This is a genomic window from Streptomyces nogalater, from assembly GCF_039532885.1.
Lineage (GTDB): Bacteria > Actinomycetota > Actinomycetes > Streptomycetales > Streptomycetaceae > Streptomyces > Streptomyces nogalater.
In genome coordinates, this window is record NZ_BAAASM010000040.1 from 14,795 (window position 1) to 34,193 (window position 19,399).

Consider the following 19,399-nt stretch of genomic DNA (forward strand, 5'->3'; position numbering starts at 1 on the left):
GCCCTCCGCTCCCTGGCGTCCTTCACCCGGTCTCGGTTCCGACCGGCTCGAACGGGTCGGTCCGCTCCGCGAAGCCACCGTGCTCCACGACCGCCAACCCCTGGCTGTACGGAACGCCCTGGCGCTCCAGTTGCTCCGCGACCGCCGGTGACGGCCCGGCGAACCGCAGCAGGTCGACATCGGGGACCACCACGATGCGTGGGTCGCGCATGTCCTCGGCGCCGACCTGCCGCAGCGCGTCGACGCGGCGCTGGACGTGCGGCCAGTAGCCGGCCATCTTGGCGCCGCCCAGCACGTGGCAGTCGCCCAGCAAGGAGAGCATCGCGAGGTTGCTGTAGTTGTCGAACACGGTTGCCTGCTGTGCCGGGCACTCCACGAGCACGCCGTCGGTCCCCACCCGGCGTCCCTGCGCCTGGCCGGTGAGCAGGCGGCTCCAGGCGAGCAGCGACTCGCCGGACTCGCCGGCCACGGCGGCGGAATCCGCCGCGTGTTCCTGTACGAAGGAGACGAGCAGAGAGAGCGGCAGGTAGGTCGCCACTGGTCCGGACACCATGCCGGCCGCCCGTTCGACCACCGAGCCGACCAGCATGTACGACACGGCCAGGTCCGCTCCCCATCGGGCGACCCGGGACGCTTCGAGGTCCGTCGGGGTCGCTCCGTCGAGCGTGACGTCCATCGGCGGCTGACTGGCGACGGTCACATGCTTGCGCTTCTTGTTCCGGGAGAACTGACGATGACAGCGCACCTTCCCGTCCTCGTCCAGGTACCACCAGGCGTAGGGGCGCCAGCCGAGGTCGGAGAAGTTGATGTGAGGGAGGACGACGCGGACGTGGTGGGGCGGGTCCGCCTTGCGTCGCTGGAGGGTGCCCGCGTACCAGCAGACCCGCGTGCGCGGGTCGAACACGTTGGGGCTGGCGTGCGGCAGCGACACCAGGACGGTCCCACTCGCGGCCCACCGGGTCAGCGAGGCGTCGTCGAGACCCAGCAGGGCCAGGACTTCGTCGGCGGCCGCGGCCGGCGCATCCGGACGGATCAGGTCCCAGCGCCTGCGCCGTACGTAGTCGATGAACGTCGTCTTAGGTGGCACCGACCAGTTCCTCCATCTCCCTGTTGCGTCCCACGACCCACCAACTGAGCCCGGCCGCGCCCAGGACGACGGCGAGTACGAGCCAGGCGGCGGTGAGTCCGAGGCCCTCCACGAGCCAGCCGGCCACCAGTGCGGCGACGCACTTGGCCACTCCCGCGACGGCGTTGCGCACCACGGTGAACCGTCCCACCTGGTCCTCGGGCGGCGCCTGGTTGGTCAGCACCTGCATCACCATCACATGGGTGGTGAGGACGGCGCTGAGCACGAGGAACAACAGCACGACGGCGGCCGGCCAGCGGGTGACGGCGATGCCGGCGGTCAACGCCGCGCCGACGAGGAAGGCGGCCCGCAGGACGAGGTGCGACGTCAGTCGTCCGCCGGCCAGCGCCGTTCCCGCGAGGAATCCTCCGCTCATGCCGGCCACGCTGAGCACCGCGTAGAAGTCGCCGGATCCGGGCGACACCGTCTGGGCCAGGGGGACGGCGACGGTGGAGATGAACGGGAGCGCGCCGCTGCTGGGGAACGAGTACAGCAGGATCGTGAGCAGTACGCGTGAGCCGGCCGACGAGTTCCTCACCGGCTTCTTTCCGGTCGATGCCCCCGCTCGCCCGATGTCCTGGGCCACCGGGGCGGCTGCGGTGGCCGTCGTCTCCTCCTCGTGCGGCCGCGAGGGGGAGGCGTGTCGCACCGCCAGCAGTCCGGCCAGGTAGAGGAGGGCCGCGGTGGCGAAGCACCAGCCGACCGCTCCGACACCGAGCAGCACACCGGCGGCCCCGCCGCCGATCGCCCCGCCGACCTGGGCCAGCGAGGTGGAGCGCTGACGCAGCCGTACGGCCTCCGACGCCGCGTAGCCCTGGCGGATGACCCGGCCCGCGTGCGCTTTGTTCATCGTCTTGACGAAGCTCAGACTGCACTGCACGACCGCGAACGCGCCCAGGGCCGGCCCTGGAGGCGAGCCGGCCATCCATACCAGGGCGAGCAGCGAGGATCCGGCGAACAGCACCCAGTTGGTCCGCGACAGCCGGTGGGCCGCGTCTCCCGAGTCGGCCCTCTTGCGGACGATCAGCCCCAGGACGACACCGGGCAGGTAAGCCGCGGCGTTCATCGCCCCGGTCACCGCCGCGTTGTGGCTCAGGCGGTAGGAGGCCCACATGATGGTGACCGCTTGGAGGGTCTCGGCGACGCTGCTGGTGCAGAAGAAGGTGAGCAGCCACCTGGCGCTGCGTGCCGGCCGGGGAGTCGCCACATGCGTCATGGGGCCGTGCCGATCCCCGCCGTCACCGGTCCGGCGCCGCTCGGGGCCGTGATGGCGGTCCTCAGCCGGGCGGCCCCCTCCGCGGTCAGTCCCTCGAAGTAGGCGCGGTACTCGAAATCGCAGGAGTTCGTCGGGTCGGCCCCGCGAGTCGTGTTCCCCTCGCCGATCAGGACGACGCCGGGTAGCCGGCCTGCCTCGGCCGCCGGCAGTGGCAGGCTGCCGTCCGCGTTGGGGCGGGCCCAGAGCATCCCGCTGATCTCGGCCGCCGGATGCTCGGGCGCGAAACCGAGGTGGTCGAGGCCGAGTTGCGCGGCCACGAAGGCGGCCCAGATGTCCGCTCCGGTCGTGACACGCAGCAGTTCTCCCCAGCCGGCGCCGGCTGGACGGGCACCGACCTCCCCGAAGGACAGGTGTGCACCGTCGTACAGGAACTCCACGTGGAAGACGCCGTCGCCGGCGTCGAGCGCCTCGATCACGCGGCGGGTGAGATCCGTCAGCCGGGGCCGCAGCGGATCGTCACTGCGCAGGAACGACGTGCCCCAGGTCCCGGTGGTCTGCAGTGCCGGCCGGTCGTACTCGGAGATCACCAGCCAGGAGACCCGGCCGTCGTGGAAGACGCCGTCGCAGTGGAACTCACGCTCGACCGCGACGGCCTCCTCGACCAGCCACAGACCGTCCTGGCTCGCAAGCCAGGCGCGGGCCCGGTCGACCGGCATCCGGCGCACGTCCCGTGACGCCGAAGAGGCGATCGGCTTCACGACCACGTCGGTGGCGCCGGCCGTGAGCTCCGGCTCGTCCGCCAGGAACCGACCGGACAGCCAGGCGCGGGGGGAGGGCGCCACGGCGCTGAGCCGGCCGCGCATCCGCCACTTGTTCGTGACCAGCAGGCTCTGCTGGTAGTCGAGTCCCGGTAGGCCGTACTGGCTGCGCAGGAACCCGGCGGCGAGCATGGTGCTCTCACTCGTCGCCACCACCGCGGCGAACGGCCGACGGGACATCAGCTCGTCGGCGGCGCGCAGCAGGCCGGGGCCCGGCAGCCTCTCGTGCCGTTCCGCCTCGGGAGGGAGACGGACGAACTCGTGGGTGTCCGAGAACGTGCTCATGGCCCGGCGGGCCCATTCCTTGTCGCGTCCGAGCACGAGGACGCGGATCCTGGATTCCGACACGTCAGGCGCTCCGGTTGAAGTCGGCTATCGCACGCAGTTCCTGTACCAGTTCCTTGTGGGTGCCCGCTTTGACGATGGCGTGTCCGCAGCGGCCGTAGATGCCCACCCGGTCGTTCTCCGGCGCGGGGTAGTCCACCTCGACCAGGTCGAAACGATCACGGAAGGACTCCTCCGACAGATCCCGGTCCGGGTTGCGGACGAGATAGATCCAGCCGAACAGGTCGGTGGGCTCGCTCCCCTGTTCCGGCACCTCGGGCGCCCGGCCGAGCGCCACGTCGAGGGTGGCGCCGTACAGGTCGACCCCGTGCGTCATGCGCAGCACCTCGGGTGTCAGCGCGCCGGCCGGACGCGCTCCCACCTCGCCCAGCACCAGTTCCCCGTCGGGCCGCACGAACGCCTCAAGGTGGAAGACGGTGTCGGGGGCGTCCAGTTCACGCAGCACGTCGGACGCGAACCGGCCCGCCCGGTCGCTCAGTTCGCTCTCGGCGGGCCCGAGCGGTGCGTCGGCGACGGCACCCCCCTGGGTCCAGCCCATCAGCGGCGCGAGGTAGCTCGACACCGCGGCCCACACCAGGCGGCCGTCCCGCCACACGCCGTCGACGTGTATTTCGTGGCCCTCCACGAACGATTCGGCCACCGCCCGGACGTCGGACACGAACGGATGACGGCGCAGATAGTCGTCGAGTTCTTCCTGGCTGCGGACGGGTTCGGTGGCCTGGGAGCCGAAACCGTCCGCCGGCTTGACCACGAAGGTCGCACCGAGGCGCTCCGCCAGTGCCGCGTAGTCGGGGTCGGAGGGCTTCAGGTACACGCACTCGGCGGTGGGAACGCGCGGGGACACCGCGCGCTTCTGGATCCGCTTGTCGCGGAACTTCAGGCACCGTGCCAGGTCGGTGTCACCGGGCAGTCCGAACACCGAACGGAGCACAGTCGCCGCGAACATCGGGTGTTCGTGGCCGGTGACGACCGCGCTGACGTCGGTGCCCGGATATTCCGTCACGGCACGCAGGACCTCCTCGCCGTCGGAGAGGTCGGCGACTCTCGTGTAGGACAGGCCGCTCAGCCCCGGCTTCAGCTTGTCGACGACGAAGTGAAGGTCCAGGTCTCGTCGTCGAGCCGCCTCGACGAAACCTGCTCGATATCCCAGACAGACAACAGTCACTCTCGTGCACCGATCTCTTTCACATAGAGGTGATGGGCTGGGGGAAAAGGCTGCGTCGGCCGGTAGCCCAAGGAGGTGAAGAACTCGATGTTGGCGCCGAGACTATCGCGCAGGGCGATCACCATACGGCGTCTTCCCAGAGCCAGAGCCCGGTCCTCTACGGCGGCGACCAACTGCGTCCCTATGCCGCGCCGGCGCCAAGGGGCGGAGACGGCCAGGGCGTCCAGGGTGTGTCCCGCCGGATCCGGCGTCTGGTGCACCACGCCCACCAGCTCGTCCTCCCTGTGTGCCATCAGCCAGGAGGAGGCACAGGCGCGGACGGCCTCGCCGGACCATGTGAGCGCGGTGGGGCGGAACCCCGCCGCGAAAGGCCGATAGACCTCGTGGACAAGGTTCGCCACGGACGTCGCGTCCGCGGCACGCGCCTGCCGGATCCGGACGACGATCACCGCGGGCGGACGGCGTAGAACGCCTCGCTGACGTAGGGAAGCCGCACCCGTTCGCCGTCTCCGTACCGCGCGCACAGCTCTCGCAACCGGGCGTAGAAGACCGGCCCGACGGCTGCGACGGCCCGTTGGGCCTGGGTGGAGGAGGAACTCATGGTGACGAATTCGTCGACGGTCAGCGTCTGCACCCACTCGGATGCCCGGCGCTCCACCTCCGCGAACACCACGCCCAGTTCGTCCGCGACGTCGAAGCTGCGGTACGAGCGGCTGTAGCCGGGCGAGAGTTCCTCCAGCAGGTCCTCGTACGCGGCGGCGAAACCGCCGGCCGCATGGTTGCGGTTGTTCTGGATGACCAGGCACAACCCGGCGGGGCCCAGGCACCGCGCGGCCTCGCGCACATAGGCGGCCCGGTCCATCCACTGGTAGGACTGGGCGGCTACCACGAGGTCGACGGAGGAGGACGGGCACGAGGCGAGGTAGCCCTCGGCGGTACCCTCGTGCCACACGACATGCGGGAACTTCTCCCGCCCGACCCGGATCATGTCCGTCGACACGTCCACCGCGTGCACCGCCGCGTCGTCGGGCAGGTGCGGCAGCAGTCCCTCCAGGGCGATGCCGGTCCCGGCTCCGGCGTCGACGACCGTCAGCCGGTCGGTCTTCGGTAGGTACTCGACGACGTGCCGGAACAGCTCGGCGGGGTAGCGCGGCCGCGCCTGATCGTAGTTGTTGGCCAGTCCGTCGAACTTGGCTTCGGAAGTGGACAAGTGGCTTACGCTCCAGTAACTCGGGTTTTGACACGGGGCAGGAGTCCGCCGTGGGTGATCATCTCCAGGAGGAAGGGCGGCGGTTCGGGGAAGGTGGCGAGGGTCGTCCCCTCGCACCGAATCTCCCCGCGCCCCAGGTCGAGGGTTATGGTCATCCCTTCGGCGAGGCGATCGGTGTCGGCTTCGATGGCCGGCAGCGCCAGGTTCCAGCAGTTGCGGAAGAGGATCCGCCCGAAGCGAGGAGCGATGACCAGGCCGATCCCGTTGGCCAGGAGGGTGGAGACCGCCTGCTCCCGGGAGCTGCCGATACCGAAGACCGAGTCGCTGACGATCGCGTCCCCCGGCTCGACGGTGTCGACGAACCCTGGGAGATACGCTTCGAACAGGTGCGGCGCGAGGAGCTTCGGGTCGGTGTGCATGTGCTTGTACCGGGCGGGGATGATGTCGTCGGTCGAGACCGTACCCGAGACCCGGCGCACCCGGTACGTCGACGTGTGCATCACGGCAGGTCCTCCACCCTGGGAATGGCACCGGTCAGCGCGGTGGCGGCAGCCACGACGGGCGAGGACAGGTAGATGTTGGCCTCGGGATTGCCCATCCGGCCGCGGAAGTTGCGGTTCATGGTCGACAGCACGTTCTCGCCCCGGGCGGGCAGCGGGCCCTGGGTTCCCACGCAGGTGCCGCAGCCGGCGGGGGTGACCACGGCTCCCGCGGTCAGCAGGGTGTCGATATAGCCGGCACGCATCGCCTCACGGTAGACCGCGTTGGAGCCCGGGGTGACCACGAACTGGATTCCCGGGCCCACCCGCTGCCCCCGCACGACCGCCGCCGCCTCGGCGATGTCCTCCAGCCGGCTGTTGGTGCAGCTGCCCAGGAAGACGTACGAGATCGGTGTGCCCGCCGCCTCGTCCAGCGGCACGGTCCGGGCCGGGAGGTGAGGGAGCGCCACCGTCGGCTGCAGGCCGCCGATGTCGAAGTCGACCCGGGGAAGTCCCGGCGCCGTCCCCGTGGGGATCGCCCCCTGCTCGTCGGGGACGAAGACGCACTTCGCACCGAGTTCGACGCCCAGGCTGGCCAGGCTGGCGGACGCGTCGTCGGAGAGCGAACGCGCCCACGCTCCGGTGAACTCCACCGACCGGTACAGGAAGGGCTCCTGGCCCTTGTCCCGCAACAGGGAGAGCAGGACGTCACGCGGCCGTGTGGCCCGTGCCGGCGTACCGGTGAACCTCACCTCGACGGTGTCGGGGACCCTCAGCCAGGTGGTCCCCGTCACCATCGCGGCCACGATGTCCGAAGCGCCCATCCCGAGCCCCAGCGCCCCGAAGGCACCGCCCACACACGTGTGCGAGTCGGAACCCAGGACCAGGGCGCCGGGGGAGAACCAGCCGACCTCTGCGGCGAGCACGTGGCTGATCCCCTGGCCCCGTGCCCGTACGTCCACTCCGAGACGTGCCGCGAACCTGTCCGCGTCCTTCATCCGGTCGGCCATGTCGACGTCGGCCACGAGAACGGAGTGGTCGAAGACGAAGCTCACCCGTTCCGGGTCGAAGACCGTGGTGAAACCGTGCTGTTCGTACAACCTGGCGATGGTGGGCGCGTTGCCGTCCTGTACATAGACCCGGTCGGGACGGACGGTGACCAGCCGGCCCGGCGTGACCGGGCCCTCACCGCCGGCCAAGTGGCCGGCGATGATCTGTTCGGCCAGCGGGACGCCGCCTACTAGCTTCTTCGTCACACCCGGTCCTCAGTGCTGTGCGGCGCGGGCTTTGCCGGCCATCTCGCGAAGACGGTGCGCAGGAACCGTCCCGCCGGTGGCGATGGCCTCGGCGCGCACCTCCCGCAGCAGCTCGTCCAGGGTGTCCGAGTCCAGTTCGGCGCCCTCCTCGCCCAGGGCGTGGGCGATCACGCCGCGTCCGGAGTGCTTGCCCACGAGCAGCTTGCGCTCACCGCCGACCCGCTCCGGGGGAAAGGGTTCGAACGTCGAGGGGTCCCGGAGCATGCCGGTGGTGTGGATGCCCGACTCGTGCGCGAAGACGTTGGGCCCCACGATCGGCTGCCACGGCGAGGAGGGGAAGCCGCAGGCGTGGGAGACCAGGCGGGACAGCGCGGTGAGCTGCGTGGTGTCGATACCGAGGTCGACGTCGTACCACTGGCGCAGGCTCATCACCACCTGGGCGAGGTCGGCCATGCCGGCCCGCTCGCCGATGCCGTTGACCGTCACGTGGAAGTAGCGCACGCCGGCTTCGATGGCGGCCAGCGTGTTGGCCACGGCCAGCCCGAAGTCGTTGTGGCAGTGGGCCTGCAGGTCGATGTCACAGACGCCGGTGATGGCGCGGACCCGTTCGGCGTACTGGCTGGGCGACAGGATGCCGATGGTGTCGGACAGACGCAGCCGGTCGGCGCCCGCCTCGGCGACGGCGACGGCGTACTCCTTGAGGAACTCGGGCTCGGTCCGCCCTATGTCCTCCGCGCTGATGCTGACGAAGCAGCCCTGGTCCTTGGCCATCTTCACCATGTCCTGTGCGGTGGCCAGCAGCCACCCGCGGTCCTTGCGCACCGAGTTCTTCAGGTGGTTGTCGGAGGTGGGCAGACCGATGTGCACAGCCCGGAAGCCCAGGTCGATGCTCTTCTGCACGTCGCTTCGCACACCGCGGTTCCAGCCGATGAGGGTGACCTCGTCGCGGCGCTCCAGCATCTCCTTGAGCGCCTTGACCTCCTCGCCTCCCATGGTGGGAATGCCCGGCTCGATCCAGCGCACGCCGGCGTCCACGAGGGCGTTGAAGATCTTCACCTTCTTCTCCGCCGAGAGCGCCACCCCGGGAGTCTGCTCGCCGTCGCGCAGGGTGGTGTCCTCAAGAATCAGGTCATCGCGCATGATGGTGTTCCCCTTCCGATGTGGTGACGTTCCGGGTGACGTACCGGTTCTCGGGACGACGCAGTCCCAACTTCTCGCGAAGCGTCCCGGGGCGGTACCGCCGCTTGAAGACTCCCCGGTGCTGGAGCCGGGGCAGGATGTTCTCGGAGAAGTCGCCGAGGCTTTCCGGCAGCAACGGCGGCATGATGTTGAACCCGTCGGCGGCGCCGCTTTCGAACCACCGGACGATTTCGTCGGTGACCGCGTCATAGCTGCCGATCAGGGTCATGTGTCCGCGTGAGGTGGTCATCCTCTCGTACAGCTGGCGGACGTTCAGCCCCTCGTCGTAGGCGAGTCGCTCGATGAGCATGCGACGGCTCGTGTTCGCGTTGCTGGGTGGCAGGCGCGGCAGCGGTCCCTCGATGTCACACGAGGACAGGTCGAATCCGCCGACGAGATCCGACAGCATGCTCAACCCGAATTCCGGCCGGATGAGAGACTGGAGTTCCTCGACCTTGTCCTGGGCCTCCTTCTCGGTCGTTCCCGCGTACACGGTGAGGCCCGGAAGAATGATGACGTCCGGGTTCAGCCTGGAATAGCGGGACGCACGCCGGTCGAGGTCCTTCGCGAACACGAGGGCGGAATCCAGGTCCGGCTGGGCCGTGAACACCATCTCGGCCGTTCTGGCGGCCAGTTCACGGCCGGCCTCGGAGGAGCCGGCCTGCACGATGACCGGGTAACCCTGCGGCGGTCGCGAGACGTTGAGTTCCGCGTCCAGGGAGAAGACACTGCCCCGATGACGCAGCTCGTGGCGCTTGGCGGGGTCGTAGAACCGGCCCTTCGCCTTGTCGGCGGGGAATGCGTCGTCCTCCCAGGTGTCCCAGAGCCCCTGCACGATGTCGATAAACTCGTTCGCCCGTCGGTACCGCTCCGCGTGCGCGGGGTGGGAGGGCAGCCCGAGGTTCCGGGCCGCCGCCAGCTTCGATGTGGTCACCAGGTTCCAGGCGGCGCGCCCTTGCGAGATGATGTCGAGACTGGCGTACTCGCGAGCCAGGTTGTAGGGCTCCTTGTAGGTCGTCGAGGACGTTGCCACCAGGCCTATGTCCTGGCTGACCATGGCCAGTGCACCCATCAGCGTGAGGGGTTCGAAGAAGGTCACCCGTCCGCCGAAGCCGGCCCGGTCGTCGTTGAACACGGCCGGGGCGTCGGACAGGAACAGCGTGTCGAACAGGTGCTGTTCGGCGAGCCGGGTCACCTCTACGTAGTGGTCGAGGTTGCGCGTGGCCGTGGTGTCACTTGCGGGATGCCGCCAGGATGCGGCGTGGTGGCCGGTGCCGTAGGAAACATAGGCACCCATGACCATGTGTTCCCTGCGTTGCGAGGGCATGTGGTCGGCTCCGGGTGATCAGCTGCGGGGCGCCCGCACGATGGGCCTTTTGTCGTCGGGCATCGACAGGAGCTTCGAGGTCTCGATGCAGATTTCCCCGGCTTCCAGGGCCCGGCCGTGGTCGAGGATGCGGTGGCTGACCTCTTCCATCGCCCTGGTCGCCGCGCGGAGCATCTGGTTGGCGTAGATGATCAGGTTGAAGCCCGCCGCGTGCAGATCCTCCTCGGTGACGGAGGGGTAGGCGGTGGGGATCGCCACCAGGAGGGTGTGCGGGTGACGCTTGCGCAGTTCGCGGGCCAGGTCGAGCAAGGGTCCCTCGTCCGCGCTGCGGCTGTGCAGCACCAGGCCGTCCGCACCGGCGGCCACGTACGCGCCGGCGCGGTCCAGGATCTCCTGTCGCGGCAGGCCGGTGATGAGCCCCTCCAGACGGGCGATGATCATGAACTCGGAGGAGGACTGTGCGGCCTTTCCGCGGGAGATCTTCTCGCAGAAATCGTCGACCGACGCCATGGTGTGCAGTCCGTCACCGGGCAGCAGGGAGTTTCGCTTCTCTCCGCTCTTGTCCTCGATCACCACGGCCGAGACACCACGACGCTCCATGGCCTTGACCATGTATTCGAAGTGGCGGACCTGTCCTCCGGTGTCCCCGTCCATGACCAGGGGCAGGGTGCTGACGGAGAATATCTGGTCGATCCAGGACAGCCGCAGCTCCATGTCGAGCAGCTCGATGTCCGGCAGGCCACGCAGTGCGGAGTCGGTCAGCGAACTCGACCAGAAGCCGTGGAACGCCCTTTTGTTCGGCCCTTTCCCTTGTGCGTGTTCTGCGATGACGGCAGCCAGTGGACTGTGCACTTCGATGATGCGCACAGTCTTTCCTCGGGCGAACGACTCCCGCAGGGATGCCAGACGGGTCTCGTTTCCTACGGTGGAAATACTCATTGGTTCCCCTGTCGACGAATGTGCTCCCTCGCCGGTCGGCAGGTGTCCGGCCCCTCGCTCGCGGAGGGTCGACTACCTTGCCCTGGCTTCCCTGACCGGACTTCGGCACGGCCTGAGGGACCGCTGGTCCGCCGAAGATAACGATGTCAGCGCGAGAAGCACGGTACGAGCGTGAAAATCAGTGGCCGACGGCCACGATCTGCCAGGTCGATACCGCTGGACTACAGGCTTACCCGCAGAGAGGATCCGCTTGCTCCCGTAGCACGCGGAGAAAGTGGAACTGCGCGCAGAGCACGATCACCTCTGCTTATCCCCCTTTGGGAGGTGTCTCTCCCGGTCACGGAGAGGCAGGTAAAGGAAAAGATCCGTTCCGCCTCTGCGTCAACACCCGTCCCTGCCGCCGACTCTGCGGGGGCCTGTTTCAAGCCACCGTCCGGTGCCTTCAGTGTCGCGCGAAATCAACCTTCCGGACGTCGAGCGGCCATGCTTCGTCCACTGATAGTCACCACTGCACACATCAGGAAGTGACCTGGCTCACGTTTGATTGCCGAGAGTAGCCATGGATCTCAGCGACGGACGCTTGGCCGGTACATCTATCGCTCACGCATCGTGACTGCGACCGCACTTGACCGGTTGTCGTTCGCCGAGTAACCCCTCACCCGCGGGTGCGGGCACCTGGGCGACGGGGACACCACGCACGCGCGGGGCGTCGCGCGCCGGCGGGGAGGGCCGAGTGCGGCGCGGGGCGAGCTGCGATCGGATGCCTCAGTGCCCAGCAGGACCGGTAAAGAATCTTAACAGTATTCTTTACCCTTCTTTGCTGTGTGGCGTCTGGTTCGCGTACGCGTCCGGCCAGGAGCCTTGCCTGCAGGTGATGGAGCCGACCACGTCCGTTGCCGCACCGGAGAGACCGTCCGCGATGCTCGACGCGCTCAGTTCGCTTGGATCTTCTGCTCGTTGGTCCGGTGTGTCGTCGGCTGGCGCGCAGTGTGCGCGGATCGAGCCCCGTTGCCGCCGGACCGGACGCCGAGGCGTGGTGGCCGGAACCGGCTGCGGGTGCGGGTCGCCGACGGCACGTGGGAGCCGGTGTTCACCGCGCTCATGGCCCAGGCGGACGCCGACGAGGAATGGAACTGGGCGGTCTCGGTGGACTTCACGGTCGTGCGCGCTCACAGCACGCGGCCGGGGCCGCACCAAGGGGCCCCGGCCGGTGAGCCGGGCGACCACGCCGTCGGACGCTCCCGCCGCGGGCCGACCACGAAGATCCGTCTCGCCGCGGACGACCGGTGCCGGCCCTGGCGTTCCACCTCACCGCCGGGCAGGCCGGCGACACTCCCGCCTTCACCGCGGTGATGGCCCGCCTGCGCGTCCCCCGCCGCGAGGCAGACCCCGGACCAGACCGAACGTGGTCATGACCGGCAAGGCCTACTCCTCCCGCGCCATCCGCGACCACCTGAGCAGACGCGGCATCCCCACAGTGATCCCGGTCCCGGCGGACCGACGGGCCAACCGCCTGCGACGCGGCCGCCACGGAGGCAGACCGCCTTCGACCACCAGGCCTACAAGCGGCGGAACACGTCGAGCGGTGCATCAACCGCCTCAAGCAGTGGCCCGGCATCGCCACCCGCTACGAGAAGACCGCCACCATCTACCTGACCGGACTCCATACCCCAGGCACCTTCCTGTGGTCTGCCCGTTGTTCCATACGGCAAGCTCGCGCTCCGCTACGAAGCGACTGTTCTCGCCGCTGTCATCAACGAGTGGCTGTGACCCCCGACCGTCATACGGCCGGATCCATGTTCCACGTCTCCGGCAGATCGCTGCCGCAGAAGACGCAGACGAAGTCGTCCTCGCGCACGATGTTGTGCTCCTGGCAGTCGGGGCATCGCCGGAACACCACCTGCTGGCGAAATCAGCTTCACGCGCGAGGCGGACCGGTGGGCCGTGGGCGAGGTCGGCAACCAGTCCACCGGGGCTCGCCGTCAACGCTGGATATTCGCGATGTTGAACTGTCCATCCGCAGGTGCGACACAAGTCTCGACCTCCGTCAGCTCGCCGTTGGCCGTGCCGTCCAGGCACAGGCGTCCTCCCTTGTCGCGGAGGTCGATGACGAACTTCGTGACCGCGCCGGACCGCTTCAGGCCGTGGATGCGTTCGTCGATGTAACCGAGGCCGTTCAGCGTCTTCCTGACCTGGGCGGGATCGGGCTGCTTCAGTCCCAGGACCGCCTCGGCCACGCGCTGTTCGTGCTGGACACCGGCGCACCAGTCACGGGCGTCCAGCTCCGCTTCGGGGCCCGTCGTGGGAGCGACGGGCTCGACCGCGCCGCCCGGCGGCGGCTCCACCGTGGCGCCGGGCGGCGCCTCCACCGGAGCGGTCGGCGCCTCGCCCTTCGGGGCGGCCGGTGACTCCCGCTTCGTGCCCGGCGGAGGGCACTCCCGCGCCACCTCGTCCAGCATCTTGGTGAAGGCCGCGTCCTTCCTGGCCGAAACGGCATCGGCGGTCGCGCCCCGCTCCCCCTGGGAATCCGGCTGCCCGGAGCCGCAGGCGGTCAGGGCCAGAGCGGCGAGAGCTGTCACCGCGAGGGTGCGCCGACGGCGGCGCATTACGGGGTCAACTGCCGTGATCCGGGCTCGGGTTCGCTTCATGCGCCCAGTCTTGGGCCGGGGGTGCGCACGCCACATGAGTACGCGTACTCAACCCCGGGCCTCGGCCGGGAGCTCTTCACTGCTGCAAGAAGCGGAATCAACTACTTCTATTTGTAAGGCCCTTGTGGTCGTGATCAGCGCCGGTTTAAGGTCCGCAGCGATCAAGCAACACACCTACGACACGAGGGGGGAACTCGTGCGCAAGACAGCCCTGCCTGTCATGGCCGCACTCTCCATGGCGTTGCTGCTCCCGCAGCAGACCGCCGGAGCCGCTGTCACCGAGCAGCCGCAGGCCACGGCCGCCACTGTCGACCCGCCGCTGGCCGACGGGGAGATCCAGCAGGTCGGTCCCGGTCTGTACTCCACCGCGGAGAAGTCCTTCGAGCTGTACGAGACCGATGTGGCCGAGGGCCTCATGGGCCGCACCCACACGGTGACCGAAGGCGCGGACGGAGTCGCCAGGCCGGAGTCGGCGCCCGCGACGCGTCCGGACCAGGGCGTCTTCGGTCCCGGCTGGGAAGCCGGGTTCCTGGGGGGACAGCTCAACCGCAAGCTGGAGCAGAAGGCCGACTCCGTCGTGGTCACCGACCTCGACGCGAAGGTCTCCGTCTCGTACGCTCTGAAGAGCAGCGTCGATTACCCGAGCGGCGGCGGCGTCAAGAAGTACGAGACCGCCACCGGCGACAAGCTCACCGAGACCACCACGTACAACGAGGCGACCGGCACGCTGGTGACCACCGCGGTCGAGACCCTCGCCCCGGCCACCGGCAGCCCGGACACCGATGTGACCGGCGACGAGGACGCCGACGCGGCCATCGGGGTCGCCGACCTCACGGCCACCTACACCTGGAAGCAGGTCGCTCCGGGCACCGACAAGTGGCGTGTGACCAGCGTGGGCAATGTGGCCGACGGCGCCACCGCCACGGTCTCCTACGACACCAAGGGCCGGGTCGCCACGGTCAGCGAGCCCGCCACGGCCGACGCCCCGGCGCAGTCGCTGACGGTCAAGTACTCGGCCGCCACGACGGCCACCGGCACCGCGCTCGGTGAGTACACGGGCCGTGCCAAGGAGATCACCCTCACGTCGGGTGCCACCACGCAGACGCTGGCGCGCTACTCCTACGACGCCTCGGGTCTGCTGCGCAACGTGACCAACCCGGTCGAGGGCACCGACCCGGTCTCGTCGTACGACTACGACTCCGCGGGCCGTGTCTCCGACATCGCCTCGCCGTCCAGTGGTGAGTGGGACCTGACGTTCCCGGCCGAGTCGGCCGCCCCCAACGCCGCGCCCGTCGGCACCGACCTGCCGTCCGCCACCGAGCCCCTGCAGGGCCCGGCCGGCGACGGAACCGCGACCACGCCTCCGGCCGAGGACTTCACCACCGGTGAGATCACCGACCCGCAGGCCTACCCGCGCTACTGCAACCGCGCCACGGAGTGGATGTGGTACCTCAACCGCGGCTGCGTCGCGTGGGCCGCGCACTACGGCTGGCACTGGCCGCACTTCCGGTACACGCCGACCGGCTTCCGCGTGGCGGGCATCATCCACGACGGCTGCAGCACCCCCGGCCCCAACATCAGCCGCCCGGGCGGATTCAACTTCCGGGCCGCGTGTGACACCCACGACTACGGTTACGGCCTGATCGGCAACACGTACAAGGGCTACAAGTACTACCTGGACCGCAGCAAGAAGTCGAACGTCGACAACGCCTTCTACACCACGATGAAGACGCACAGCTGCAAGGCGTACAACATCCTGGTCCGCTGGAAGTGCAACTCCTACGCGTACGTCTACCTCAAGGCCGTGGCCTGGAAGGGCCACCCGAAGAACGGTGCCAACAAGACCTGATGACGGGTCGGCGCACCTTGTGACGACGTACGGCACAACCTCCTGACGGAGCACGTCCATCGGGCGTGAACGGGCCGGGCGGCGGATACCTCCCGCCGCCCGGCCCGTTCCGCCGGGACCCCTCACCTCCTCGTCCCCCGCACCTCCCGGGCCGAGCCATGTCCGCTTCCCCACAGGCCTGGCCATGGCACGCCCCCTGCTCACCGAGGCACTATGAAGAGAACGATCTGGGCGACGGTCGTCACCGCGATGACGGCCGTGGCCCTCGGCGCCGCGATACCGGCCTACGCCGACACACCGCCGAGCACCGCGACAGCGGCCGAAGCCGCGACCGACCCGGTCGACCCGCCGCTCTACGACCAGACCGCGGGCGGCGGCAAGGTCCGCGTCAACGTCGTCACCGAGACCCTCGCGGATGTCGCCGACGCGGCGACCGCCGGCGAGACGAAGCAGCACTTCGAGACCGTGCCGGTGGTCACCCTCAAGGTGGACCGGGCCGGCCTCGACCGGCTCGCCGCGAAGCCGGGCGTGGTCAGCGTCACCGAGGACAAGGTGGAGCCGCCGGCCCTGGACCAGAGCATCCCGCTCATCGGCGGTGACGACGCCGTCAAGGCGGGCAAGACGGGTACGGGCCAGGCGATCGCCGTCCTGGACACCGGCGTCGAGACCGGCCACCCGTTCCTGAAGAACCGGGTCGTGGCCGAGGCCTGCTTCTCGCCCAGCGATGCCGAGAGCGGCATCGTCAGCCTGTGCCCGAACGGCGCCGACGCACAGGAGGGCACCGGTGCCGCCAACACCGCGGCCGGCCCCTGCGCGACCATGGCCGCCTGCGACCACGGCACTCATGTGGCCGGTATCGCCGCGGGCAACGGCACCGGCCTCACGGGCGCTCCCAAGAACGGTGTCGCGCCCGGCGCCGACATCGTCGCCATCCAGGTCTTCAGCCAGTTCAACACCGAGGAGTTCTGCGGTGGCGTCGCCCCCTGCGTGGGCAGCTACCAGAGCGCCCAGCTCAAGGGCCTGGAGCATGTGCTGAAGCTCAAGCAGGCGGGTACGCCGATCGTCGCGGCCAACCTCAGCCTGGGCAACGGCCGTTACACCACCGCCTGCGACAGTGATCTGCGCAAGCCGGTCGTGGACAGCCTGTTGACCGCCGACGTGGCCACCGTGATCGCGGCCGGCAACAACGGCCACACCGACGCGGTGAGCATGCCCGGCTGCATCTCCTCCGCCGTCACGGTCGGTTCGACCACCGACGACGACGAGCTGTCCGCCTTCACCAACCGGGGCCCGCTGCTCGACCTGTTCGCCCCCGGCACGGGCATCGTCTCCTCCGTGCCCGGCGGCACATATGCCTCCAAGAACGGCACCTCCATGGCCGCGCCGCATGTGGCCGGTGCGTACGCGGTGCTCAAGCAGGCCTTCCCCACCAAGAGCATCGCCGACCTGACGGCCCTGCTGAAGAACAGCGGCCGGGGCATCATCTACACCGGTGCCACCACCCCGCGGATCGACGTCGGTACCGCTCTCGGCGGCGGGGGCACCACCCCGAAGCCGGCCGGGATGACCGACTTCAACGGTGACGGCGCGGAGGACATCGCGATCTCCGATCCCCAGGCGACCGTGGGCACGGACGCGAAGGCCGGTCTGATCCGCGTCGTGTACGGCGGCGGCAAGGGCACCGCGGAGATCAGCCAGGACCTGGACTGGGTGCCCGGCGGTTCCGAGGCGGAGGACTACTTCGGCGAGACCCTGGCCACCATCGACTGGAACAAGGACGGCTTCACCGACCTGGTCGCCGGAACCCCGAGCGAGACCCTCGGCACCGCCACCAACGCGGGCTTCGTCGACATCCTGTACGGCGCGGCCGGCGGCCTGGGCACCGGCAGTGTGAAGGCCACACACCTCGAACAGGGCGTAGGCACGGGTGCCATCGCGGGCTCGGCCTCCGAGGCGGGCGACCGGATGGGCCACACCATCGCGGCCGCAGTGAACGACTCCGGCCGGCCGTACCTGGTCATCGGCCTGCCCGGGGAAGCCATCGGCGACGTCGCGAAGGCGGGTTCCTCGTTCTATGTGTACGGCACCACCAGCCTGGCGGTGAGCCAGTCGACGGCCGGTGTTCCCGGTGACCCCGAGGCGGGTGACCTCTTCGGCTGGTCCGTGGCCGCCGACCAGAACTACATCGCCATCGGCTCCCCCAACGAGGCCCTCGGCAGCACGGCGAAGGCCGGCGCCGTCGTGATCTTCGACGCCAACCGTTTCGACTCCACCGGGCACCCTCTGCCGCTGGCCGGTCTCGATCAGGGCAACGCGGCCATCTCCGGCGGCGCCGAGGCGGGCGACCAGTTCGGGTATGCGGTGGCCATGGCCCCGTACCGGGCCAGCGGTGCCGCGTCCGCCACGGAGTCGATCCTGGCGATCGGTTCGCCCGGTGAGAGCGTGACGGTCGGCACCGAGGACCGTGCCAACGCGGGCCGTGTGGTGCAGATCCGCATCAAGCCCGACGGCACCTGGAGCTACCTGCGCGAGCTGAAGCAGGGCACCTCGGACGACGATGTGTCCGGCACCTCCGAGACCGGGGACCGCATGGGCGAGTACCTCACCGCCGTCAACACCGCCCCCGGTTCGGTGAGCACCGTGGCATCCATGCGGCTCGCCGTGGGAACACCCGGTGAGGACCTCGGCACCGGCGCCAACGCGGGCGCGGTCCACACGTTCTCGCTGGCCGGATCGGCCGGTCCGAACGACCGCTGGATCGAGGCCGGCGACGGCGACGGCATCCCCGGCACTCCCGGCGCCAACCAGTACCTGGGCAAGAACATCCACTTCACGGCGACCAAGCTGTACGTGGGCATGCCCTTCGGGCCCCTGGCCACCGGCGCACTCTACGCGCTGCCGATGTCCAACGTGACACAGGGCGGAACGGTCGCTCCCGCCACCACGTACAAGCCCGGCTCCGGCGGCCTCCCGGCCAACGGGGTGGCCTTCGGCTACTCGGCACGGTAGGGCAGTTGACGTGATCAGCCCCCGAAGGCACCGGCCTTCGGGGGCTGATCACGTGCTTTTCCTTCGGATCACCTTGCTGACCGGATGAAGAGGGCAGCGAGGGGGGTCCGGCGAGGTAGACGGTGGCGGTCTAGTCGTAGCGGATGGCCACTCGCGGTCGAAGGCCGGCGGTCTTCCCCCCGACCGGCCGTGCTTCTTGTGGTTGGCTGCCTGGTCGGCTGGTTGCGGGATGCCGGCACGGTTCCCGCGCTGCCGCGGACGGGCCGGGGCTTCCCTGGACGAATAGGCCTTCCGGCCAGGACCACATCCGGTGCGGCCCTGGGTCTGCCGGTCGGCCGGGTCACCCGTAACCGGACATGACCTCGGTGAACGCGGGGTGCGTCACCTGCGCGGGCCCCGGCGGCGTACCGGTTGGCGCGGACGACGGTGGAATCGACTGCGACGACCCGGTCCAGGTCGCCTTCATGCAAGGGGCCGGGACAGCCGCACCCCGAGGGGCCCAGCCCCGGCCGTTCCAGGACATTCCCCGACGACGCCGAACCTGGCGACGCCGTCCGCGGCTGCCACCGCCGGCGGGCCACCGCCCTCCAGCAGGCCGCCAGCAACTGGACGCACACGCGCGGCGGACCCCACCCAGCCCGTCAGCGGGCCTCGGCCGCCTCGCAGCGGGAAAGGCCGGGCGCCGGAAGAGCGCCCCGGCCCGGGTCCACCTGGTAGCCGGGGGCAGGGAAAGCAGCCCGGACGGAGGGGGCGGGGCCTTCCTGCGGATATACGCGCGCACCCCCGCCGGGTGGGCGGGGGTGCGGGAAGCGTTATGGGGTGCTGTCGGCTTT

At 69.6% G+C, this 19,399-nt stretch carries 14 protein-coding genes; 2 read left to right on the plus strand and 12 right to left on the minus strand.

Going from position 1 to position 19,399, the window contains the following annotated elements; all coding sequences use genetic code 11:
* Positions 1–22: 22 nt before the first annotated feature.
* From ABD350_RS26875 to ABD350_RS26935, 12 genes are all read right to left on the minus strand, one after another.
* Positions 23–1,087 carry a hypothetical protein gene (locus ABD350_RS26875; protein ID WP_344350993.1) on the minus strand — a complete coding sequence of 355 codons (1,065 nt, stop codon included), beginning with the start codon at positions 1,085–1,087 and terminating at the stop codon, positions 23–25.
* Positions 1,077–2,342, minus strand: a complete 1,266-nt coding sequence (locus tag ABD350_RS26880; protein ID WP_344350995.1) for an MFS transporter — start codon at positions 2,340–2,342, stop codon at positions 1,077–1,079. The genes ABD350_RS26875 and ABD350_RS26880 overlap by 11 nt, the downstream gene beginning before the upstream one ends.
* A complete protein-coding gene (locus tag ABD350_RS26885) occupies positions 2,339–3,508 on the minus strand; it encodes an ATP-grasp domain-containing protein (protein WP_344350996.1) in 1,170 nt (389 codons plus the stop codon). The genes ABD350_RS26880 and ABD350_RS26885 overlap by 4 nt, the downstream gene beginning before the upstream one ends.
* Before the next feature lies 1 nt (position 3,509).
* A complete protein-coding gene (locus tag ABD350_RS26890) occupies positions 3,510–4,670 on the minus strand; it encodes an ATP-grasp domain-containing protein (RefSeq protein ID WP_344350997.1) in 1,161 nt (386 codons plus the stop codon).
* Positions 4,667–5,071 (minus strand): GNAT family N-acetyltransferase, encoded by a 405-nt coding sequence (locus tag ABD350_RS26895; RefSeq protein WP_344350998.1) that lies wholly within the window; start codon positions 5,069–5,071, stop codon positions 4,667–4,669. Before ABD350_RS26895 ends, ABD350_RS26890 begins: the two co-directional genes overlap by 4 nt.
* 44 nt (positions 5,072–5,115) lie before the next feature.
* Positions 5,116–5,880, minus strand: a complete 765-nt coding sequence (locus ABD350_RS26900) for a class I SAM-dependent methyltransferase (protein ID WP_344350999.1) — start codon at positions 5,878–5,880, stop codon at positions 5,116–5,118.
* 5 nt (positions 5,881–5,885) lie between these two features.
* Positions 5,886–6,380: a LeuD/DmdB family oxidoreductase small subunit gene (locus tag ABD350_RS26905; RefSeq protein WP_344351000.1), complete on the minus strand. Its 495-nt coding sequence runs from the start codon at positions 6,378–6,380 to the stop codon at positions 5,886–5,888.
* Positions 6,380–7,615 (minus strand): 3-isopropylmalate dehydratase large subunit, encoded by a 1,236-nt coding sequence (locus ABD350_RS26910; RefSeq protein ID WP_344351002.1) that lies wholly within the window; start codon positions 7,613–7,615, stop codon positions 6,380–6,382. Before ABD350_RS26910 ends, ABD350_RS26905 begins: the two co-directional genes overlap by 1 nt.
* Positions 7,616–7,624: 9 nt before the next feature.
* Positions 7,625–8,755, minus strand: coding sequence for a homocitrate synthase/isopropylmalate synthase family protein (locus ABD350_RS26915; RefSeq protein WP_344351003.1), 1,131 nt, complete (start codon positions 8,753–8,755; stop codon positions 7,625–7,627).
* Positions 8,745–10,091, minus strand: a complete 1,347-nt coding sequence (locus ABD350_RS26920; RefSeq protein ID WP_344351005.1) for an LLM class flavin-dependent oxidoreductase — start codon at positions 10,089–10,091, stop codon at positions 8,745–8,747. Before ABD350_RS26920 ends, ABD350_RS26915 begins: the two co-directional genes overlap by 11 nt.
* A gap of 48 nt (positions 10,092–10,139) precedes the next feature.
* Complete coding sequence (locus ABD350_RS26925) at positions 10,140–10,988, minus strand: isocitrate lyase/phosphoenolpyruvate mutase family protein (RefSeq protein WP_344351006.1); 849 nt, start codon at positions 10,986–10,988, stop codon at positions 10,140–10,142.
* Between the two features lie 2,054 nt (positions 10,989–13,042).
* A complete protein-coding gene (locus tag ABD350_RS26935) occupies positions 13,043–13,708 on the minus strand; it encodes a hypothetical protein (protein WP_344351007.1) in 666 nt (221 codons plus the stop codon).
* Positions 13,709–13,904: 196 nt separating this feature from the next.
* Between ABD350_RS26935 and ABD350_RS26940 the strand changes: the two genes are divergently transcribed.
* Positions 13,905–15,557: a phospholipase A2 gene (locus ABD350_RS26940; RefSeq protein WP_344351008.1), complete on the plus strand. Its 1,653-nt coding sequence runs from the start codon at positions 13,905–13,907 to the stop codon at positions 15,555–15,557.
* A gap of 213 nt (positions 15,558–15,770) precedes the next feature.
* On the plus strand, positions 15,771–18,566 hold the full coding sequence (locus ABD350_RS26945; RefSeq protein ID WP_344351010.1) for a S8 family serine peptidase: 2,796 nt from the start codon (positions 15,771–15,773) through the stop codon (positions 18,564–18,566).
* The last annotated feature ends 833 nt before the right edge of the window (positions 18,567–19,399 follow it).